Source organism: Pseudoalteromonas sp. SG44-1, assembly GCF_014164315.1.
GTDB lineage: Bacteria > Pseudomonadota > Gammaproteobacteria > Enterobacterales > Alteromonadaceae > Pseudoalteromonas > Pseudoalteromonas rhizosphaerae.
Genome location: NZ_JACJEW010000017.1, coordinates 37,529 through 57,349, shown reverse-complemented (window position 1 = coordinate 57,349; position 19,821 = coordinate 37,529). Strand labels below are relative to the sequence as shown.

The following is a 19,821-nucleotide window of genomic DNA, read 5'->3' as shown; positions in this document are numbered from 1 at the left end:
CTTGTAAGCAAGTAGTACTGATCTGTTATTGTAGCTACTGAGGTTTTTGCTGGTTTTTTGGCTAATTGCAGCGCATGATAAATAATATGTTTAGTTGCTTTGCTCAACCCCACAAAACATTTTAGCTTGGGGTTTTGCATCTAACGCTAATAAAAAATCATCAGGGAACTGCATTTCGTTTGATATCGAATATGCTGTATCCAGCGCCCATAAGATTTTGCCAAACACTGGGATCATTTGGGCTTATTACATTAAGCCCGATTTAATTAACTGTGCCACATAGTTTTAGTTTTGACCAAACACTGTTAGCTCTGCGAAGAGTAAAACATGGTAAGTACGAATCACCATCTAAGGATTTTTTAATGCCATCAATCCTTAGCTCTGCGCAATCAAAATGATTTTCTTCAAAAAAAGCATAAAACTCTCTGTTGATGCAAAAGAATTGATATTAAATGGTTCAAATTTTCCAATTTACTTAAAACTCAATCACTTCAATCGCACCGCGTTTTTGCATAGTTACAAACAGCTTGGTTTGCTGGTCATTAAATGCCACATTGGTTGGATGCTGCCCTGTTAAAGTATAGGTTTGCAATATCTTACCTGCGGGACTAATTTTTAAAATAACACCTGCGCCATAACGGGCTACATACAGGTTACCTTGGTTATCAACACGCATGCCGTCCATACCATGATCGTCAAATGTGATCAGCGGCTGCTTATTGCTGATGTTTAGCTCACTATCAAGATCATATTGCCAAATAATCCGCTGCACGCTTTCGTTTACGTAGAGTTTACTATTGCTGTTATTAACCGCCACACCATTGGTGGTGCCCATATTCTCTTCTAATAATTGAGTACTGCCATCTGTATTTATACGCCATAATTTGCCGGTAGCATCAGCCCAATTAGGGTCGCTGGCAAACAACACACCGCGTTTAGTTATGGCAATATCATTTGGTTGATTCATGGTTTTATTATGAGCAAAAACCTCAACGCTTTTACTATTAGCAGGCACTTTTAAAATATTATGATTTACATAATCCGCAATATAGAGATTACCTTGGCCATCAAATTGCAAACCATTACCAACGCTGTCATTTGGCAGCTTTAAAAATAAGCTGGCTTTACCATTGTTATCTACCTTACCAATGGTGCCCTGATCAGCAAAATTAACTGCGTATAAATGCTGCTTATAAAAAACAGGTCCTTCAACGCCTTGAGTAAACACATTATCAGGCACAAACTCCTTACTGTGCTGCGCAATACTGGTGGCACTAAAAAGTGCTGCACAGCTCAATCCACAGATCATCGCTTTCATTTTATTATTATTCCTAATTTAAATTATTACTGGTGAAGATGCTCAAAATCGGGAAATTGTCTTCGCCAAACGACAGCGTTAATGTGCGCTGCTCACCATCGTCTAGTTTAATATTGTCAGCCAGAGCCATAGGCGATATTCGTCTGCCATCGGCAAATAACGCCATAATATGTTCAGCCTGTAAAATGCGTGAACCTGACGCGTCATTACGAATTGTCACCACTGCGACTCGCCGGCCTTGCTCACTGCTCATCAGCACAGAGTTAACCACACTGAAATCACTGTTTTTAGGCCTTACTTTCGCATCATTTTCAAAACTAAACTGCATTCCCTGTAACGCAACTTGATCGACCGACAATACTTCATCATTTGCCTTTACCAAACCGCTCACAAAAGCACTGACTAGCAGTGGCAGTAAAACCAACAGTTGTATTTTCATTTCATTCCCTCGCTAACAACATCTATCTAAAGGTTATTTTTAACACAACTTGTGTGCTTTCTCATTTAATTTTTCAATTTCTTTAATAACTAAAAAGATTTTATTAACAGTGCTGTGACGCTAATAGAAAGCTCTATAACTTTGTGCTCAATCGGCTTCTACCTTTATTTTTTGTACCAAAAAATCTACGGCGGCTTTCACTTTTGGTACTAAATATCGCTGTTTTTGATATAACAAATAAATAGCCATATTAGAGTTTTGCGTTACCGCAAGCTGATGTTCAAACTTAAGTTCTTGCAACTCGCCCGACTCAAGGTATGGAGCAAGTGCCCAGCGAGTTGACATTAAAATGCCCTCCCCATTACAGGCTTTTTTACTAAGCCATGCTCCGTTATTCGAAATAACCACAGCAGGCCCTGACACGTCATGCCATTGCTCATCTACTTTGCATAGCCAAGGGGTTGGCCCTAGTGGCGTTTTAAAATAAAGGCCATTGTGATGCTTTAACGCCATAGCATGACTAGGCACACCGTGCTGCTGTAAATAACCTGGTGACGCTACAGGAATAAACTCATTGTCCATCAATTTTATGGCTAACACGCGCTCATTGGGTGCATAACCACCGCGAATAGCAATATCAACATCGTCACGGCCCAATGTCGATAGTTCATCACTGAAGCTAACATCGAGTATAATTTCAGGGTATAACGCATTAAATTCATCTAACAACGGTAGTAATATTTTATCACCAAAACTTACCATCGAACTTATTGATAAGCGCCCCATTGGTGTTGTTTGATAACTGCGCACAGTTTCGTGGCTTTGCTCTAACTGGTTTACTATTTGCTGAACGTCGTTATAGTAAATTTGCCCCACTTCTGTCAGCTTCACAAGCCGGGTTGTGCGTTTTAAAAGCGTTGCTCCTAAGCTTTTTTCTAGATCAACCACTCGTCTTGATAAAGAAGAAGGCGGCACATTAAACGTGCTCGCCGCTTTAGTAAAGCTACCCGTTTCGACAACTTTAATGAAGTACCGTATTGCACGTAGTTGATCCATCTAACTTCTCCTTCTAATGAGCAGTATTATTGTCTTAAAGACAAAAGTTATTGGTATTTTCTCCTATATATAATCAGATTAAAACAAGTAATAATGTATTCAGCTTAAACGTATGTGTTTTTATTTCATTTACTAGCGTTGTTAGCCCTTGTCGGCTTTGCAAAAAGTAAAAGCTCACATTCAGGTAGTAAATGCTAAGTAATACTTAGCGTTTGCACAAATTCATACAAATTTTTAGGAGCGGACATAATGACAGATAAAAATATCCAACTTACTTCAACTATCAGTGAAGATAATAAACTAACGCTTGCCCTAAGAAATATCGATATGCCACAACCTGGTGCCGATGAAGTAGTGATTCGTATTGAGGCTACGCCATTAAATCCATCTGACTTAGGCGTTTTATTCAGCGCCGCTGATATGTCCAGTGCAAAGCAAACTGGTACTGAGCAAAACCCAGTTATTACCGCTGATGTTCCTGCTCAATTTATGCCATCACTTAAAACACGTGTTGGTAAAGCCACACCCGTTGGCAATGAAGGCGCAGGTACGGTTGTGGCCGCAGGCTCATCGCCAGCTGCACAAGCATTAATGGGTAAAACTGTTGCTGTAATTGGTGGTGGTACGTATCGCAAATTTATATGCGCAAATGTGCAAAGCTGCTTAGAATTAAAAGAAGGAACGACGGCTAAAGAAGGTGCGTCGGCTTTTGTTAACCCACTTACTGCATTAGCAATGGTTGAAACAATGCGTGCTGAAGGCCATAAAGCAATTATTCATGCCGCAGCGGCCTCTAATCTTGGTCAAATCCTAAATCGAATTTGTATTGCCGATGGTGTTGATTTAATCAATATTGTACGTAAGCCAGAGCAAGAAAAGTTACTACGTGATATGGGGGCAAAGTATGTTGTTAACTCAAGTAATGATACTTTCCTTGCTGATTTAACAGCCGCAATTATCGAAACCGGTGCAACGATTGCGTTTGATCCAATTGGTGGTGGCCAACTAACGAGTGACATTCTTAACTGTATGGAAGTCGCTGCAACTCGTGACATTACAGAATACAGCGTTTATGGCTCTGACACTTTCAAGCAAGTTTATATTTATGGTGCCTTAAACCGCGGCCCAATTACGCTAAATCGCAACTTTGGCTTTGCGTGGGGTGTTAATGGGTTCTTACTATTCAATGCGTTAGGCAAACTTGGTACTAATACAGTAATTGCAATGCGTAAACGTATTGCAGATGAAATTACCACAACCTTTGCAAGTAATTACACCCATGATGTGTCATTGCCAGAGGCCTTACAATTACAATCAATTGAGGCTTACTCGAAACATGCCACAGGTGAAAAATACTTAATTAAACCGCAAGCGTAATTAAGCATAAAAAACCCCCTTCTTAATTGTGGGGGTTTAAAATGTAAGAGCAGACACTGATTGCGGTGCCTGCTTTTTATATTCTCGTAATAAAAAAGAGTTAGGCAGCTCTTTGTTTTAGATGTGCTGACTGTGTGGCGCTCATAACTACCTTCAAATGATTTAAAGCTTAAATAATGTTTATCGTAATGTTAAACACCCAAGTTAACCACTCAACATGCGCTCTCAAAGTTGTAAGAAAAAACAAAAATTCTGCCAAATAGCAGTAAGCAGAGTAGCTGTTGCACAGCTACAAAAGTGATTCTCCGTATAGCGATAAACTTATCTAGGCTGGCTGTTGAATTTATCAAGCATAGCCCTAATTTCATTAGTTAAGCATTTAATTCGCTGCAGAGACTATAACGACTGAGCATTTAGATTTACAGCCGTTATGCAGCCTTCTTTTAATCAGACAAGGAAAAAATTATGCAAGCTATTTCAAATAAACAATTTACTCTAAAGTCTCGTCCTCATGGTGCGCCAACGCTTGATAACTTTGAATTTAAAAGCGTACAAATGCCTGAACTACAACAAGGTGAAGTATTACTACGCACTATTTATTTATCATTAGACCCATACATGCGTGGCCGCATGAGTGATGCAAAATCATATGCAGACCCTGTTGAGATTGGCGATGTCATGGTTGGCGCAACCGTATGTCAAATTGAGCAATCAAATAACGACAAGTTTGCAAAAGGCGATTGGGTACTAGCCTATACAGGCTGGCAGGAATATGCGATTTCAAATGGCGAAGGATTAATGCCATTAGGCAAAGAGCCAAGTAATCCATCGTATGCATTAGGTATTATGGGTATGCCTGGCTTTACCGCTTATATGGGGCTACTTGATATTGGTGCACCGAAAGAAGGTGAAACCGTGGTGGTTGCAGCAGCAACAGGCCCAGTAGGTGCAACTGTTGGGCAAATTGCTAAACTCAAAGGTTGTAAAGTAGTCGGTGTGGCAGGCGGCAATGAAAAATGCCAATACGCAGTCGAAAAGCTTGGTTTTGATGCTTGTATTGACCACCGCAGCGATGACTTTGCCAAACAGTTAGCTGACGCATGTGATGCAGGTATTGATGTTTATTATGAAAATGTGGGCGGAAAAGTCTTCGATGCCGTATTACCACTATTAAACACCGCTGCGCGCGTACCATTATGTGGTTTAGTGTCGCAATATAATGCGACTGAGTTACCACAAGGACCTGATCGCATGGGGGCTCTAATGGGTCAAATTCTCTCTAAGCGCATTCGTATGCAAGGCTTTATTATCTTTGATGATTATGGCCATCGTTATGATGAGTTCGCCACTGATATGCAAAAATGGCTTAGCGAAGGAAAAATTCATTACCGTGAACATTTAGTAACAGGTTTTGAAAATACCGTATCAGCGTTTAACGATATGATTGACGGCAAGAACTTTGGCAAAACGGTAGTACAAGTAAATAAACCGCTTTAAATTTACCCTGCGCAGCAACGGCTGCGCTTTTAAGGATAACTATGATCAAGTTACACCATTTAAATAAATCCCGCTCTAAACGTATTATTTGGTTACTCGAAGAGCTAGACGTTGACTACGAAATTGTGGCTTATCAACGCAACAGTGAAACCTTTTTAGCTCCTGATGAGCTTAAAGCGATTCATCCACTGGGCAAATCACCAGTCATTGAGGACAATGGCCAAATCATTGCTGAATCAGGTGCGATCACCGACTATTTGATCAGTAAATACGGTAACGGTAAGTTTGCGCCAAGCCGTGACAGTAAAGACTATATTGACTACCAGCAATGGCTGCACTTCGCTGAAAGCTCAGCAATTTTACCGCTATTATTAAAAATGTTTGTGAAAAAAGATGGCGCTAAAACGCAATTTTTAGAAGGCTATGCCGATGCAGAAACCGCCAAAGTTATTAGTTACTTTAATGACCGCTTAGAAGGTAAACGTTACTTAGTGGGAGACTCTCTAACCGGTGCTGATTTTATGATGTCGTTTATTGTTGAAATTGTTAAAAATGCAGGTCAACTTACGCATTTTAAAAATCTCGTTAAATACGATGAGCAATTACAAACTCACGAGAAATTTCATTCCGCTAACGAGTTAGAGGCAAAGTACGACTAAGTTAGTTTTCGTTTTGGCTGTTTAAGGTGGTTTTACAGCCAAGCGATGCACTCATTGCGGTTCGGTCTATCAAAATAAAGCATGCTGCTAATAATCAAGTAACTTTACCAAATTCTGCGGTAAGTAATTTAAAACATGAGCCATAGCAGCCAATCAGTGCATTAAATTGCAGCTGAGATACCTGGCATATCGGTGTAGAATAAATAGCTAACATGTCCAAGGAAACCAGTTTATCCTTAAAAAACAATGCACAAGAAGCAGTCGCAATGGCTGAGTTATCAAAAACACTGAAGCAGTACATTAGCTATTTCAAAGTGAACTAAAGAGCGCTTTAATACTTTAATCTACTAATCTATATCCTACCGCAGGCTCAGTAAGTAAATACTTTGGGCTTGCGGGATTTGCCTCTAATTTTTGCCTTAGCTGCGCTACATGCACACGCACATATTCAGGACGATTTATATATTGCTCTCCCCATATATGGCTTAATATTGCATTATGAGTCAGTACCTTATCTTTATTTTGAAATAATAACAGTAAGATTGCATATTCCTTTTTAGTCAGCTTAACCTCATTGTCACCAACACGCACAATATGCTTATTTGGGTCAATACAAATGTCGCCACATTGCAACGCAAAACTGACTTGATTATTAGTACGCAGTAACACCCGAATACGCGCTAATAGTTCATTGGCGCTAAAAGGTTTAGTAAGGAAATCATTGGCCCCATTATCAAGCGCAGTGACTTTTTCCACTTCACCATCACGAGCTGAAAGCACTAATACCGGTAACTGGCTCCATTGCCTAAACTCCACTAGCCAGTCTTGACCATCCATATCCAAAAGCCCTAAATCTAATAATACAAGGTCATAACTTTGCTCACTTAAAAGTGCAAAACCATCCAGCCCTTTATCACAAATACTCAGCTCATAGCCACTGGCTTGCAGTAAGGTTTTTAAAAAGCTTTGCAACGGCGGAGAATCTTCAAGTATTAAGATTTTAGTCATTATTTTTTATCCAGATTAATTTTGCCAAGGCCATTTCTGTATCGTTATCTATCGTCAGTGAAAATGTGCCTTGATGAAACTTAGCAACCACATCACAAATTACACTGCCAAGCCCTACACCTTCATCAGCACTTGCCTGTGGCTTGCTAATTAATTTATTGCTCAATAGTAATTGATAACTCACCGCTGACTCGTAACGGCTTTGGGTAAATTCAACAACCACCTCACCATCACCATAACGCCATGCATTTTCGAGCATATTTGCCAGTGCTATTTCTAACAGTGTCACATCGCCTTGGCAGCTCGAATTGGCATCAATATTTGTTGTTACCACAAAATGCGCTAATTGCTGCTGCCTACGTGCTTTTGCTTCGCTTAGCAAAGCTTGCAAGTTAATTGTTTGCCAGCACAGGTTTTCGCCCATTTTATTTACTCGGCTAAGCTCCATCACCTTGTCAAAATGCTGATTAAGAATTTTACTTTGCTCATAAATATTACCGGCCTGCTCTTTTATTATCGCTTCACTGAGTGTGATCTCATCATCGGCCAACATGCTTGAGGCGCCCATAATAGTTGCCAGTGGCGTGCGCAAGTCATGAGATAAACTGCGTAATAATGCATTTTTAGCACGCTCGAGTTCAGCTTGAACTGAAATTGCCGCCGACTGCTGCCTCAGTAAGGTTTTCTCATGTACCTGATACAACAATGAAATTGCGGTATTTACGAAGCTCCTTTGTCCTTCAGACAGTAACGTTGCAAAAGCAAACCCCCCCATACTTTGCTCTTTATCACTTAATAGCATAAATTCACCTGCCACTTGCTGACGCATTTGTTGAAATTGGCAAGTAATGGCCAAATGCTCGATAATAAGCTGCTGAAAGTACTGCTTTTGCTCATCCAGTGCGTCTAAACTATTTAATCCTTTAGCCAGCTCATACAGTGTTCGACTATTACTCGCGTGTAATTGTACATCTCGCACCTTAGTGTTTAATTCGCCCGCTAACTGGCTGATCATCAGTCCCACAATGAGCATCACGATAAAAGTAACTAGATACTCAATATTTTCAATATGAAAAGTAAAATACGGGGTAACATAAAACCAATCGGTACACGCTACACTGACCAAGGTGGTAATGGCTGCAACGCGTCGGTTACTGCGAACTGCAACCCAGGCGACCCATAACAGCTGTAACATCACAATGTCGGTGGTCGAAAACCAATCTCGTAACGGATAAATCGCCATAACTACAATGATCGGCATTATCACCGCCAAAAAAAATGCTTTATATTTGCTTGGTTTGCCCTGCACTTGATTCATTAACGATTCCTCTGACAATTAACTACATAGGTTACTGCCTTTTCAATATTGCCTCTATAAAGTTTTTATAAAGTTTTTTATCTCATTTATAAAATCTTTATAAAGCTTTGCAGTGCAGCGCTGACTTTACTATTTGATCCCGTATATTCAACTCAACTTTAGTGATTGCGTGTTACCTGCTATAGGTATTTGATAAGGCGTATTGATGATAAATTGGAAAATCACCTTAAGACTACTCGCCTTTCCTATTATTTGGATGGGAGTGGTACAACTGGTCTTTGCAGCGCTTTCATTATTTATTTTTAAAGACCGAGTTATTAGCGCATTTCTTATTCCTGGCGCAACGATGATCTCTGTCGCTTTAGTGCTACTTATCAATTTACGTAAAACTGATCTAACCGCCGCAACATTCAGAGATGCACTTATTTACGCCACAGTAACGTGGATTATAGCCGGTGTGTTAGGCGCCATTCCTATTCTAGTCGTCACTGGCGTTAACTTTAGCGACGCGGTATTTGAGTCAATCAGCGCCTTAACCACCACTGGCGCAACGGTGTTATCAGGGCTCGATAACATGCCTGCTAGCTTTTTATTGTATCGACAATTCTTACAATGGATGGGCGGTTTAGGCATTGTAATTTTTGTAGTGGCTATTTTACCTATGTTGAATATTGGTGGCATGAAATTATTAAAAGCAGAAACACCAGGCCCCATTAAAGACGAAAAATTGACTCCGCGCGTTGCCAGTACCGCTCATTATTTATGGGGCGTTTATTTAGCAATCACCGTACTTTGTAGTTTAGCCTATTATGCTGGCGGAATGAGTTTTTACGATGCGATCGCACATGCCTTTACCACGGTTTCAACTGGGGGCTTTTCAACCCATGATGCCAGTATGTGGTATTACCACAGCCACTTACTGGTGTGGATAGCTAATGTATTTATGCTTGCAGGAGCGATTAACTTTGCCTTGCACTTCAAAGTAGCGCACAAAAGAGCCATTACTAGTTATTATCATGATGAAGAGACGCGTTATTTTATTTATATAGTGGTGCTTTTATCGGTTCTTTTAACCACCATGCTACTGCTTAAAGACAGCTACTCAAATGTACTTGAAGCATTTAGTTTCTCTACATTTCATATTATTTCTTTTATTACCAGCACCGGTTATGGCGCAGCAAGCTTTACTGACTGGCCAGCTGAGGCTGGGTTTTTACTGGTTATTGCCGGCTATCTTGGTGGTTGCGCAGGTTCAACGGCTGGCGGAAATAAAATAATTCGTAACATTATTGTTGGCAAAATGATTAATAACAATATTAAACAGCTGCTTCACCCAAGAGCGATATTTACACTGAAGTATCAAGGATCGCCCGTTAAAGAAGATGTACGCCATGCAATTATGGCATTTATGACCTTTGCTGTTGGTTCAAGCTTACTGTTTACAATGTTGCTTATGGCAACGGGTCTGGATTTTTGGAGCGCATTTACTGCAGTAGCTGCATGCGTCAATGTACTTGGCCCTGGATTTGGTGAAGTTGGCGCTAACTTTCAACCCGTTTCAGACACCGGTATTTGGATACTCTCGGTCGCTATGATCGTGGGTCGGTTAGAATATTTTACTGTTTTTACACTTTTTACTCATAGCTTTTGGAAAAAATAACGAAGGAATACTATGGCACATTTTACAGTTATCGGTTTAGGCCGCTTTGGCATTGCAGCAAGCTTGGAGTTGATCCATTTAGGACACACAGTGACTGGCGTTGATAGCAACCCAAAACTCGCCGAAAAGTATGTTGAGCACTTATCAGAGACAGTGGTATGCGATTCAACAGATGAAGCGGCGTTAAAGGAGCTCGATTTAGCAAATAGTGAAGCGGTCTTAGTCGCGATCGGTGAAGATATGCAGTCCAGCATATTGTGTACCTTAGCACTAAAAAATTTAGCGGTTAAACAAATATGGGTTAAAGCCAGCACCAAAGCGCATCATACGATTATATCAAAGTTGGGTGTCTCGCGTATTATTCACCCAGAAGAAGAAATGGGAGTGCGCGTTGCACAAGCGCTTAATTACCCGATAGTGAACGACTATATTTCATTAGGCAATGGCTTATACGTTGTTGAAGTAAGTATAAAAGCTCACCTACATAAAACAAAACTAGGGCATCTACTCAGAGAAATAAAAGGCACTGTAGACCCTCTATTGGTAAAGCGCGCCAAGCAAACGTTTGTCAAGCTTGATGACGACTTTGAGTTACATACCCACGACACCTTACTGCTATCAGGTAGCCGAGTCGAATTAAACTATCTAGCTCCAAGGCTGTTATAACCATGGTTTTATGGCACCCTCTCAAAACGCCTATTGAGCGCAAAGTCAGTGGGCATAAAAAAATCAATGCTGCACCGCCGCTTATTTTATGCTGCAGCTTTTTGATATTAATCGCACTAGGGGCTTTAGCATTAAAGCTGCCTTTTGCCACCAATGAACCTATTTCGTGGATACAAAGTGCCTTTACTGCAACATCGGCGGTAACCGTCACCGGATTAGTTGTGGTAGACACAGGCTCCGCATTTACCCCTTTTGGCCAAGGGGTGATCGCGCTATTAATTCAACTTGGTGGCTTGGGTTTGATGACATTTGCAGTGGTAACCTTGCTGGCATTGGGTAACAAAGTTGGCTTTATTCAAAAAACAGTAACTAAAGCAGCTTTTAATCAAACAGATACATCAACACTTTTGAGTACGGCAAAATCAGTGTTGCTTTTTGCCATCATTGTTGAGTCACTCGGTGTTGTTATTTTAACGCTGTACTGGCTCCCTGAGCTGGGCTTACAAACCAGCTTTTTCCATGCGTTGTTTTATACCATTAGTGCATTTAATAATGCGGGATTTGCGCTTAGCCCCAACAGCCTAATGCAGTATGTTGACGATCCTGTGATCAATCTTACCGTTACTGGTTTGTTTATTATCGGTGGCCTAGGTTTTACCGTACTCATGGATGTGTATAAATCAAAACGTTGGGCAGCCCTTAGCACCTATAGTAAGTTAATGCTGATCAGCACGGTTATCATCAATATTGTAGCGCTGGTACTGATTTACGTTATTGAATATGACAATCCAAAAACACTGCAACCCTTGTCAGAAGTCGGTAAATGGCTAGCTGCTTGGTTTCAAGCCGTAACACCGCGTACGGCTGGATTTAATACCATTGCTATAGAAGAGCTGAGAAATGCCAGTACCGCATTAACAATGATGTTAATGTTTATTGGTGGAGGCTCACTCAGTACCGCAAGTGGTATAAAAGTAGTGACTTTTGTGGTGTTGATTTTAGCAACTTACAGCTACTTACGCCGCGATAAAGGCGTTACTGTGTTACGCCGAGAAATCGACAAAGAATCTGTATATAAAGCACTGGCTTTAACCCTTGTTTCAGCGGGTATAACATGGCTGGCTATTTTTACTTTACTGATTGTTGAAGATGCGCCTTTTTTAGATGTCGCCTTTGAGGCTGTGTCTGCACTTGGCACTGTAGGATTGTCTCGGGGTTTAACTGCTTCTCTTTCTCCGCTGGGCGAATTTATCATTATGTTTTTAATGTTTATGGGAAGGATTGGCCCCTTAATCATTGCCTACTTTTTAGCGAGTCCTCGCAGTAGGAAACTAAGATATCCAAGCGCACAATTATCGATTGGCTAAATAGCAGAGCTGGGAGAATCTCAAACTAAATCCCAGCTAATACTCGCTCAGTGACGTACTAGCTTGATGCCATTTAAAATTCGCCACATACTAACAGACGATTTTCATAGGTTAAAAACACAGATAATAACGCAGACACCTATCTTAATTTCGTAATGTGTAAACTAAAAATTGATTGGAAAACAACAAAGACATCCACTGTTAATTTATGGAATACAGCCAAAAATTAACCATGATGGTTTAAGAGCTTGCATAAAGATAATAACACAGACACCAATCTTAATTTCGTAATGTGTAAACTAAAAATTGATTGGAAAATAACAAAGACACCCATTGTTAATTTATGGAATACAGCCAAAAATTAACCATGATGATTTAAGAGCTTGCATAACGAATATGAGGTTGGTTAATGGTTCTGAATTGAATTGAATTGAATAAAATTTAACTATCGATACATTAATAAACTAACGACAAAAAAACCTTCAAACCAGCGCTTGCTATGCAGGAGAAAAAGCTGTTCATTTGCAGTAATCAACTAATGTAAGCTAATAAAACTCGTCATCGCGAACCTTTATTTATCAGCTTGGTTATCAAACTAAAAGTGAGGATACCAAAAGCATCAGCAAGTAGATCAGCGATGTCTAAGGTTCTACTAGGTATGAAGTATTGGCTTAGCTCTTCCAATAAAACGAATAGAAACACGACGCTCGAACCAATATACAAATTGCATGACAATACTGAATATGATTTTAGCTTAAACGCAAAATTAGCACCTAGAGTAAGCAAACCAAATAAACAAAAGTGCCCTACTTTATCGCCATAAGGGATACTTCTAACAAGCTCAAAGAAAATACTATGTTGCCCCGTATTAGCTTGATATATGACCCATATAATAAAGCTAAGAAAAGTAACTGACACAATAGTGATTAATTTATGCATGATTGTTTAATGTTATTGTTGAGTTACCAACCATAGCCGAATAGTGACTATAATTCAATCACTTAGTGTTCCACTGCTAAAGCAACCATCAGATCCCTGCAAGGTCACGCTCGGTGATGCACTCGTCCGATGCCATTTCAAATTCGCGGCATACTAACGGGCGGTTTTCGTAGATTGAACACATTAAGGTATTGCGGTCGAGTGCTTGGCACCAACCATCATCGGCGCGTTTCATCACTTCGCTGCCCCATTTATCATACTCAATATAATGAAATGGCACACCGGTGTCGGTCACAATACGCACTTCTAACTGACAACAACATGCTTGGCAGTTAGCACAGGTAACCGGCTCAGGGGCGTTAGTAACTGTTTCAATAGGAATTATATTGTCGATGGGGATAACGGTTTGAGGCATAGCGGCTTACTAAAATAATGTTAGCCGCTTAGCATACACGAGCAAAACTAACGCGCCAGTAGTTTCGCTTTTATTTCGCTGTAACGCTGCTGCTCACACAAACCAAAACCACTGAGTTGACGCACTTTGTTACGCGCAAATAACGGTACGCTCATTCCCGCTAAAAAGCGGCATTGGGTTTCAATACCTATATTATGTATACCTTTACTGGCGAGGTGACTAAGTAACTCATCAACCTTTTGATAAATTACAGCATCGTTAGCAAAGCTATGAGCGAGTGAATATTCAAGTGTTACAGCTTGGCCTCTACATACTGAGCAATGGCCGCATTGCTGTGGCGCTTGATGGTCGTCAAAATAACGAGCAAGGTTATAGCTCAAACATGTTTTAAGCTCGAAAAAGCGAATAAGTGCCGCAATACGCTTAATTTCAGCTTGCTCTTTATCAACAAAATAGCTGTGTAATTGCTTAGCCAGCTCAGGGTTATTAATTACCTCATTATGTACTTGATAGACTTGGGTGATTCGCTTTGTTTCAAGTGCTATTAAATTCTTCTCTGCTAAATAATCAAGCGCTGCAACAACGCGTTTGCGATCCACCTGAGCGGCTTGGGTAAGCGTGTCAAAATTTAGTGTGCCCCAGATTTTTTTAAACTGGGTATGGTTAAATATTAACTGTAAAAATGCTTGTCTATCAGCATCAAAGTGACCAAGTAAAGCGGCTTTATCAACCAAAAACTTATATTTAAAGTCGGCGTAATAAGCATAAAGTGGTGTTATTGCACCTTGCATTTCCAATTGTACTAACAAGGTTTTAAGCGCTAATTGGCGAATATTACTATCACTTGAAAGGCTGTATTCTTGCATTTCCCACTGTTGACTTTCTTTTGAGTGATCGCTTTGGTGTTGGCGAATATCGTTGATCACATGCTCAATACCGCTAAGCTCTGGGGTATCGCCATAAACAAAGTTTTCAACCGTGTTTAAGCCATCTAAATTAGCCAATGTAAAACACTGCGATAGTTGTCCGTCTCTCCCTGCACGACCAATTTCTTGGCTGTAGTTTTCAATCGACTTTGGTAAATCATAATGAATAACAAAACGGATATCTGATTTATCAACCCCCATACCAAACGCAATCGTGGCCACTACGACATTAATTTTACCCGCCATAAAATCATCTTGGATACCATAACGCAGGGTATCTTCAAGCCCAGCATGATAAGCCACAGCGTGTAAGCCCTGGCGGCTAAGCGCTTCAGCGACTTGCTCTGCACTATGTTGTAAGGTCACATAAACAATCCCTGGGCCCGTTTGCTCGCGCACAATATTAGCCAATGTACTTGCTTTATCAGCGCTTTTCACGCTGAGTATCGATAAGTCTAAATTAGCCCGATAAAACCCAGTTTGTACAATGCATTCTGGGGTAATTGCAAAACGTTCACTCATATCACGCTTTACTTTTTTAGTGGCGGTGGCCGTTAATAATAATACCAAGGGAATATTGAGCTCATCACGATAGCGCGGCAGTTTTAAATAATCAGGCCTAAAATTATGGCCCCATTCGGAAATACAGTGAGCTTCGTCAACCACCAGCATTGAAATAGCCACTTGATTAATAAATTCACGAAATCGCTCGTTTTTAAAACGTTCTACCGACACCATTAAGATTTTCACTTTACCGGCACGCACATCGCTCATTACAGTGTGGCTTTGCTCTGTAGTTTGGCTTGAATCAAGGCTTGCGGCATAAATTCCCTTGTTATTTAAAAAACCAATTTGGTCTTTCATCAGCGCAAGTAATGGCGAAACAACCAGCGTTAGATTAGGTAAATGCAATGCAGTTAACTGATAACACAATGACTTACCAGATCCAGTGGGGAAAATTGCCAATGATGATTGGTTATTTAGCAGTTGCTCTATGGTTTGCTGCTGACCTTGGCGAAATTGACTAAACCCAAAGTGTTGCTCAAGTGAAGAAAGTATCGATCCGCTCATAATATTTCCCTTTATTCATATTCCCTAATAAAGGAAATCATAGTTTGAAAATGCAATGTTTGCCATGGTAACTTTTTTTTGCTTTATTTTCTTGGCTTATCTATTTGTTCCTATTAAATTTTACTGACAAATCGTGAGAAAAGGCGCATTATAAATGCGTTGCTTGAAAAGGTATTTTGAACATTTTTGTTCAGCTCAATACCTAAGTGTTCTATACGTTTCATCATCATAAGAGCATTTAGGTATAATTCTTTTGAGGGCAATGAAATGATAACCACACATCCTAAAATCGTGATCATCGGTGGCGGTGCCGGCGGCCTTGAGCTCGCAACGCAATTAGGGCATAAACTAGGGAAGAAAAAACACGCCGACATTCTATTAATTGATAAAAATCGCACCCATATTTGGAAACCTTTGCTGCACGAAGTGGCAACGGGTTCTATAGATGCCGATTTAGATGGGGTAGTTTACTCAGCACACGCAGCAAAACATCATTATAACTTTCAACTTGGCACTTTTTGCAACCTTGATAACGCTAATAAAACCATCACACTCAGTGCCTTTAATGACGAACTTGGCCATCAAATTTTACCACAACGCACCGTTCATTATGACTACTTGGTGATTGCCATCGGCAGCGTCAGTAACGACTTCAATACACCCGGTATTAAAGAACATTGTTTTTATCTTGATTCAAACCAACAAGCGGAACGCTTTCAGCACGCGCTACTCGATAACTTTACTCGGCTACATCAAGACGACGACCCACAGCATGCATTAAATATTGCCATTGTTGGCGGTGGCGCAACAGGCGTTGAACTCTCAGCTGAGCTGTATCATGTTTCTGACTTATTAAAACTTTATGGTTTGACAAATATGTCGGCAAAGCGCTTACACATTCACTTAATCGAAGCAGGCCCGCGTATTTTACCCGCCCTACCAGAGCGTATAGCAAACTCAGCGAAAAGAGAGCTACTAAAGCTTGGTGTTAACGTTCGAGAAAACACCCAAGTAAAGCAGGCAACAAATCAAGGATTCATCACTAAAGATGATGAACAGATCGATGCCGACATTATGGTATGGGCAGCGGGTGTAAAAGCCCCCGATTTTATAAAAGATCTCGGGGTTTTTGAACTAACTCGTAATAACCAAATCATGGTGAACGACTATTTGCAAAGTAATAGCGATGACACCATTTTTGTATTAGGTGACTGTTGCGCGTTTACACAAAAAGATGGCAAATTAGTACCGCCCCGTGCGCAATCAGCCCATCAAATGGCACAATGTGTTGAAAAAAACCTAATTGCGACACTGCGCCAACAGCCGTTAACTGGCTTTGAATACAGCGATCATGGTTCGCTCGTCAATTTGTCACGCTACAGTACCGTGGGGAGCTTAATGGGCAACCTCACTAGTAATAGCTTTTTTATTGAAGGCAAGATAGCCCGCTTTATGTATATTTCGCTCTATCGCATGCATCAACGCGCTATCCACGGCAGCGCCAAAACCTTTGCATTATGGATCAGCGAAAAAGTGCTCCGGGTCGTTAGGCCAAAGATGAAATTACATTAAGCAACTAACAAGAGTAAGTGGAGCCGCCGCTTCACTTACACACCTAGAAATAAAATAAAAAATGACACCCATCTAGAAATTATAATGATACCCATTAAAATTAAAATTGACACCCATCCATACACCCATCCATATATATCTAAAAAAATGCAAACTTACATTTTAAAGCAATGGATTGAAGGTAAATAAAAAAGACACCCATCTAAAAATTGCAATGACACCCATTCAAAATAAGAATGAAATTGCAAACATCCAGGTTAGGGCAATAAACGAAACAATTAAAAACCGTAGTTATTTTCAAAAAGGACTTTTATACAAATGGCAGATAAATATCAGGCGTTTGCATTTTTAGGCGTCAAAAAAATCTGAATTAATAAGTTATGTATTATTGGTTGGCTACGTTATCACGCTAGTAATTTTTCGCAATTCGTTAGATTCGTTCGTCGCTTAAAGTGTTGATGTTCACAAAACATATTTAACGACTCAGGTCTTCCAACAGCACCGTGAAAAACGGTGGTAAATTTGCTGGTAACTTTCAACCAGTTTTCGGGGGTTATTTGCAACCTTTCAAGCAAAGGGGTTAGATCGGCGGCTATATAACCTATTTTATCAGGACGAATACAGCGCCCTGTCGCATCAACAAGAGAAAGGTAGGAAGTTAGCTCAAAAGGTAAACCTTTCACCATATGCTGTGTTGCCATCCCTGAAAAACGTTGTAATGATTTGGGCTGTTTCCCTGCTGCGACCGAAATAATACGCTTTTTGACACTCGTGAAATCTGAATTTTCTGGTTTGTCAGCAATACCTGCACGAACTGGGTTTAAATCAACATACGCCATACATGCTAATAATGCGGCTTCATCAAGTAACGCTTGGGATTTGAACCGTCCCTCCCAAAATCGCCCCTTACAGTCATCTTCTTTATTTGCTTTTCGCGCTATATATTCATTTAAAGAGCGCATGAACCAGCTAATATCCATTAACCTTGAACGATATTGCGCAATACTATCTGTAACTATTTTCATCTCAAAAGATGCTAGCTTTTCACCTTTAGCAAAACGTCGTGTTAATTCAGAACCTTTAAAGGCTTTATGCCAGCGAATTGCAACTGCTCTATCATTTACTCTTTCCGCCTTTTTACTATCTACGTACACTACAATATGAGTATGATTACTCATTACTGCATAAGCGCACACATCTATAAAAAAGAGAGATGCCAAACTCATTAGCTTATCTTCAACCCATTTTCTGCGGTGTTCATAACATTGACCCGTATATTCATCCACACCACACAAATAGGCACGTCTTACACATCGTGATATACAATGATAGTAACGAGTGTCCGTTAAACTGATTTGTCGATTTCTTGCAGTAGCCATAAATATCTCAGATATCACGTTCCTTATAAAATACTAGTTCCTCATGGTAAAACTGCAAATATAGTCATTATTATGGGTGTCATTTAAGTTTGAATTACTACAATCGCCATTTATTAGGTGGGTGTCTTTATTTTTTTATTAGTTACTCTGGCTGTGCTGAGGCTAGATGTTCGTAACGGGCTAATATTTCATCATATTCACCTGAGCGCTTTATTTGCTCTAGCCCTTTGTTGAAGGAGGTTATTATATATTCAGCATCGGGATGCTCTTTACTGATCCCTATATGAAGAGGGTGCTTAATTAAAGCTGGTTGCCAAATTGTTAGCTCTGTTGAGTAACCATTTTTTTTCATTTCGAACCATGCTGCGTATTTATCAACCAGAGCAATATCAGCGCGATGCTTTTTTACATGCTCAAGACAACTATGGACATTAAGTAAAGGAACGATTGTAAGCCTATCAATAGACTGTAAATACTCATGATATCCGTAACCTCTAATTGTACTGATTGTTAAGCTTTCTAGGCTGTGAGGGCCTTGATAATCAAGCTGCGACTTAGTATTACTAATTATGCTAAGTTCATTAGTAAAGTAGGGCTGGCTAAATAAAATTGTTTTAGCACGATTTTCTGTCCACCATAATGCAGGGATCAAATCTATTTCATTATTTTAACATTCGCATTGCACGACTAAATGGCGCTATTTTAATATCGAATGCAATATTCTGGCTAAAAAATGCAGCACGTACAAGCTCAGTAGTCATACCCGTTCCATCAGCAAATATGTAGGGAGGCCATTCATTATGAGATCCTACTAAAGGCTGTGTTATTGAATTAGAAAGCGCAGCAGTACTTTGTATGCATAACAGCAAAATAATAAAAAATTTAGTCATAGCAACACGATACCTTTTATCATGCCTATCTAAAGATACACAATAATACATTTGCTCTAGGCAAATCTGCGTAACTTAACTATTTAACCTAAGGCTTAATGGCAACTTGAACTTTGTTACTAAACCAGAGCTTCAACTGTTTAAGCTTAGACTACATTTGACTATATTATTTTCAATCTATAAAAAAGTATTGCCTAAAATAAATAACAAAAAATCCTTATAGCATATTTGAGTGGATTGTCTTCAAATTTAAATAATTTACCT

General features: G+C 39.9%; 18 protein-coding genes. 7 read left to right on the top strand and 11 right to left on the bottom strand.

Annotated features, from left to right (window positions below):
* Positions 1-90: 90 nt before the first annotated feature.
* The 4 genes from H5187_RS10095 to H5187_RS10080 form a co-directional block, all read right to left on the bottom strand.
* A complete protein-coding gene (locus H5187_RS10095; RefSeq protein ID WP_182794374.1) occupies positions 91-237 on the bottom strand; it encodes a hypothetical protein in 147 nt (48 codons plus the stop codon).
* Positions 238-475: 238 nt separating this feature from the next.
* Entirely contained in the window at positions 476-1,318 is an 843-nt protein-coding gene (locus H5187_RS10090) for an SMP-30/gluconolactonase/LRE family protein (RefSeq protein ID WP_182794375.1), read from the bottom strand.
* 13 nt (positions 1,319-1,331) lie between these two features.
* Positions 1,332-1,757, bottom strand: a complete 426-nt coding sequence (locus H5187_RS10085) for a hypothetical protein (protein WP_149981933.1) — start codon at positions 1,755-1,757, stop codon at positions 1,332-1,334.
* Between the two features lie 147 nt (positions 1,758-1,904).
* Positions 1,905-2,813: a LysR family transcriptional regulator gene (locus tag H5187_RS10080; RefSeq protein ID WP_149981934.1), complete on the bottom strand. Its 909-nt coding sequence runs from the start codon at positions 2,811-2,813 to the stop codon at positions 1,905-1,907.
* A 249-nt stretch (positions 2,814-3,062) separates the two neighbouring features.
* On the opposite strand from H5187_RS10080, the gene H5187_RS10075 reads away from it, so the two are divergent.
* The 3 genes from H5187_RS10075 to H5187_RS10065 all read left to right on the top strand — a co-directional run bounded on the left by H5187_RS10075 (position 3,063) and on the right by H5187_RS10065 (position 6,346).
* On the top strand, positions 3,063-4,190 hold the full coding sequence (locus H5187_RS10075; protein ID WP_182794376.1) for a zinc-binding dehydrogenase: 1,128 nt from the start codon (positions 3,063-3,065) through the stop codon (positions 4,188-4,190).
* Positions 4,191-4,655: 465 nt separating this feature from the next.
* Positions 4,656-5,687: an NADP-dependent oxidoreductase gene (locus H5187_RS10070; protein WP_182718258.1), complete on the top strand. Its 1,032-nt coding sequence runs from the start codon at positions 4,656-4,658 to the stop codon at positions 5,685-5,687.
* Positions 5,688-5,728: 41 nt separating this feature from the next.
* Positions 5,729-6,346: a glutathione S-transferase family protein gene (locus H5187_RS10065; RefSeq protein WP_182794377.1), complete on the top strand. Its 618-nt coding sequence runs from the start codon at positions 5,729-5,731 to the stop codon at positions 6,344-6,346.
* Between the two features lie 339 nt (positions 6,347-6,685).
* Here H5187_RS10065 and H5187_RS10060 read toward each other — a convergent pair whose 3' ends face one another.
* Together H5187_RS10060 and H5187_RS10055 are read right to left on the bottom strand one after the other, a co-directional pair.
* On the bottom strand, positions 6,686-7,354 hold the full coding sequence (locus H5187_RS10060; RefSeq protein ID WP_149981938.1) for a response regulator: 669 nt from the start codon (positions 7,352-7,354) through the stop codon (positions 6,686-6,688).
* Complete coding sequence (locus H5187_RS10055; protein ID WP_182797818.1) at positions 7,347-8,672, bottom strand: DUF4118 domain-containing protein; 1,326 nt, start codon at positions 8,670-8,672, stop codon at positions 7,347-7,349. Before H5187_RS10055 ends, H5187_RS10060 begins: the two co-directional genes overlap by 8 nt.
* Positions 8,673-8,877: 205 nt before the next feature.
* Between H5187_RS10055 and H5187_RS10050 the strand changes: the two genes are divergently transcribed.
* From H5187_RS10050 to H5187_RS10040, 3 genes are read left to right on the top strand one after another with little or no spacing between them, the layout of a single operon-like run.
* Positions 8,878-10,332, top strand: a complete 1,455-nt coding sequence (locus tag H5187_RS10050; RefSeq protein WP_182794378.1) for a TrkH family potassium uptake protein — start codon at positions 8,878-8,880, stop codon at positions 10,330-10,332.
* 12 nt (positions 10,333-10,344) lie between these two features.
* On the top strand, positions 10,345-10,998 hold the full coding sequence (locus H5187_RS10045) for a TrkA family potassium uptake protein (protein ID WP_182718253.1): 654 nt from the start codon (positions 10,345-10,347) through the stop codon (positions 10,996-10,998).
* A gap of 2 nt (positions 10,999-11,000) precedes the next feature.
* Entirely contained in the window at positions 11,001-12,365 is a 1,365-nt protein-coding gene (locus H5187_RS10040) for a TrkH family potassium uptake protein (protein WP_182794379.1), read from the top strand.
* 558 nt (positions 12,366-12,923) lie between these two features.
* Here H5187_RS10040 and H5187_RS10035 read toward each other — a convergent pair.
* From H5187_RS10035 to H5187_RS10025, 3 genes are all read right to left on the bottom strand, one after another.
* The gene (locus H5187_RS10035; RefSeq protein WP_149981943.1) at positions 12,924-13,304 is read right to left on the bottom strand and encodes a VanZ family protein; all 381 of its coding nucleotides are present in this window, start codon (positions 13,302-13,304) and stop codon (positions 12,924-12,926) included.
* Between the two features lie 88 nt (positions 13,305-13,392).
* On the bottom strand, positions 13,393-13,719 hold the full coding sequence (locus H5187_RS10030) for a YkgJ family cysteine cluster protein (RefSeq protein WP_182718251.1): 327 nt from the start codon (positions 13,717-13,719) through the stop codon (positions 13,393-13,395).
* Positions 13,720-13,766: 47 nt separating this feature from the next.
* Complete coding sequence (locus H5187_RS10025) at positions 13,767-15,716, bottom strand: ATP-dependent DNA helicase RecQ (protein ID WP_182783970.1); 1,950 nt, start codon at positions 15,714-15,716, stop codon at positions 13,767-13,769.
* Positions 15,717-15,983: 267 nt separating this feature from the next.
* Here H5187_RS10025 and H5187_RS10020 point away from each other — a divergent pair, with 267 nt between their 5' ends.
* Positions 15,984-17,288, top strand: a complete 1,305-nt coding sequence (locus H5187_RS10020; RefSeq protein ID WP_182739985.1) for an NAD(P)/FAD-dependent oxidoreductase — start codon at positions 15,984-15,986, stop codon at positions 17,286-17,288.
* 404 nt (positions 17,289-17,692) lie between these two features.
* On the opposite strand, the gene H5187_RS10015 is transcribed toward H5187_RS10020, so the two are convergent.
* The gene (locus H5187_RS10015) at positions 17,693-18,667 is read right to left on the bottom strand and encodes a transposase (RefSeq protein WP_182761740.1); all 975 of its coding nucleotides are present in this window, start codon (positions 18,665-18,667) and stop codon (positions 17,693-17,695) included.
* Positions 18,668-18,809: 142 nt separating this feature from the next.
* The gene (locus H5187_RS10010) at positions 18,810-19,319 is read right to left on the bottom strand and encodes an ABC transporter substrate-binding protein (protein WP_182794381.1); all 510 of its coding nucleotides are present in this window, start codon (positions 19,317-19,319) and stop codon (positions 18,810-18,812) included.
* Positions 19,320-19,821: the final 502 nt, after the last annotated feature.

Coding starts and splice junctions, on each gene's coding strand:
- H5187_RS10030 (WP_182718251.1), bottom strand. CDS start 13,719: ATGCCTCAAACCGTTATCCCCATCGACAATATAATTCCTATTGAAACA.
- H5187_RS10050 (WP_182794378.1), top strand. CDS start 8,878: ATGATAAATTGGAAAATCACCTTAAGACTACTCGCCTTTCCTATTATT.
- H5187_RS10070 (WP_182718258.1), top strand. CDS start 4,656: ATGCAAGCTATTTCAAATAAACAATTTACTCTAAAGTCTCGTCCTCAT.
- H5187_RS10080 (WP_149981934.1), bottom strand. CDS start 2,813: ATGGATCAACTACGTGCAATACGGTACTTCATTAAAGTTGTCGAAACG.
- H5187_RS10065 (WP_182794377.1), top strand. CDS start 5,729: ATGATCAAGTTACACCATTTAAATAAATCCCGCTCTAAACGTATTATT.
- H5187_RS10045 (WP_182718253.1), top strand. CDS start 10,345: ATGGCACATTTTACAGTTATCGGTTTAGGCCGCTTTGGCATTGCAGCA.
- H5187_RS10035 (WP_149981943.1), bottom strand. CDS start 13,304: ATGCATAAATTAATCACTATTGTGTCAGTTACTTTTCTTAGCTTTATT.
- H5187_RS10055 (WP_182797818.1), bottom strand. CDS start 8,672: ATGAATCAAGTGCAGGGCAAACCAAGCAAATATAAAGCATTTTTTTTG.
- H5187_RS10075 (WP_182794376.1), top strand. CDS start 3,063: ATGACAGATAAAAATATCCAACTTACTTCAACTATCAGTGAAGATAAT.
- H5187_RS10025 (WP_182783970.1), bottom strand. CDS start 15,716: ATGAGCGGATCGATACTTTCTTCACTTGAGCAACACTTTGGGTTTAGT.
- H5187_RS10060 (WP_149981938.1), bottom strand. CDS start 7,354: ATGACTAAAATCTTAATACTTGAAGATTCTCCGCCGTTGCAAAGCTTT.
- H5187_RS10085 (WP_149981933.1), bottom strand. CDS start 1,757: ATGAAAATACAACTGTTGGTTTTACTGCCACTGCTAGTCAGTGCTTTT.
- H5187_RS10015 (WP_182761740.1), bottom strand. CDS start 18,667: ATGGCTACTGCAAGAAATCGACAAATCAGTTTAACGGACACTCGTTAC.
- H5187_RS10095 (WP_182794374.1), bottom strand. CDS start 237: ATGATCCCAGTGTTTGGCAAAATCTTATGGGCGCTGGATACAGCATAT.
- H5187_RS10090 (WP_182794375.1), bottom strand. CDS start 1,318: ATGAAAGCGATGATCTGTGGATTGAGCTGTGCAGCACTTTTTAGTGCC.
- H5187_RS10040 (WP_182794379.1), top strand. CDS start 11,001: ATGGTTTTATGGCACCCTCTCAAAACGCCTATTGAGCGCAAAGTCAGT.
- H5187_RS10020 (WP_182739985.1), top strand. CDS start 15,984: ATGATAACCACACATCCTAAAATCGTGATCATCGGTGGCGGTGCCGGC.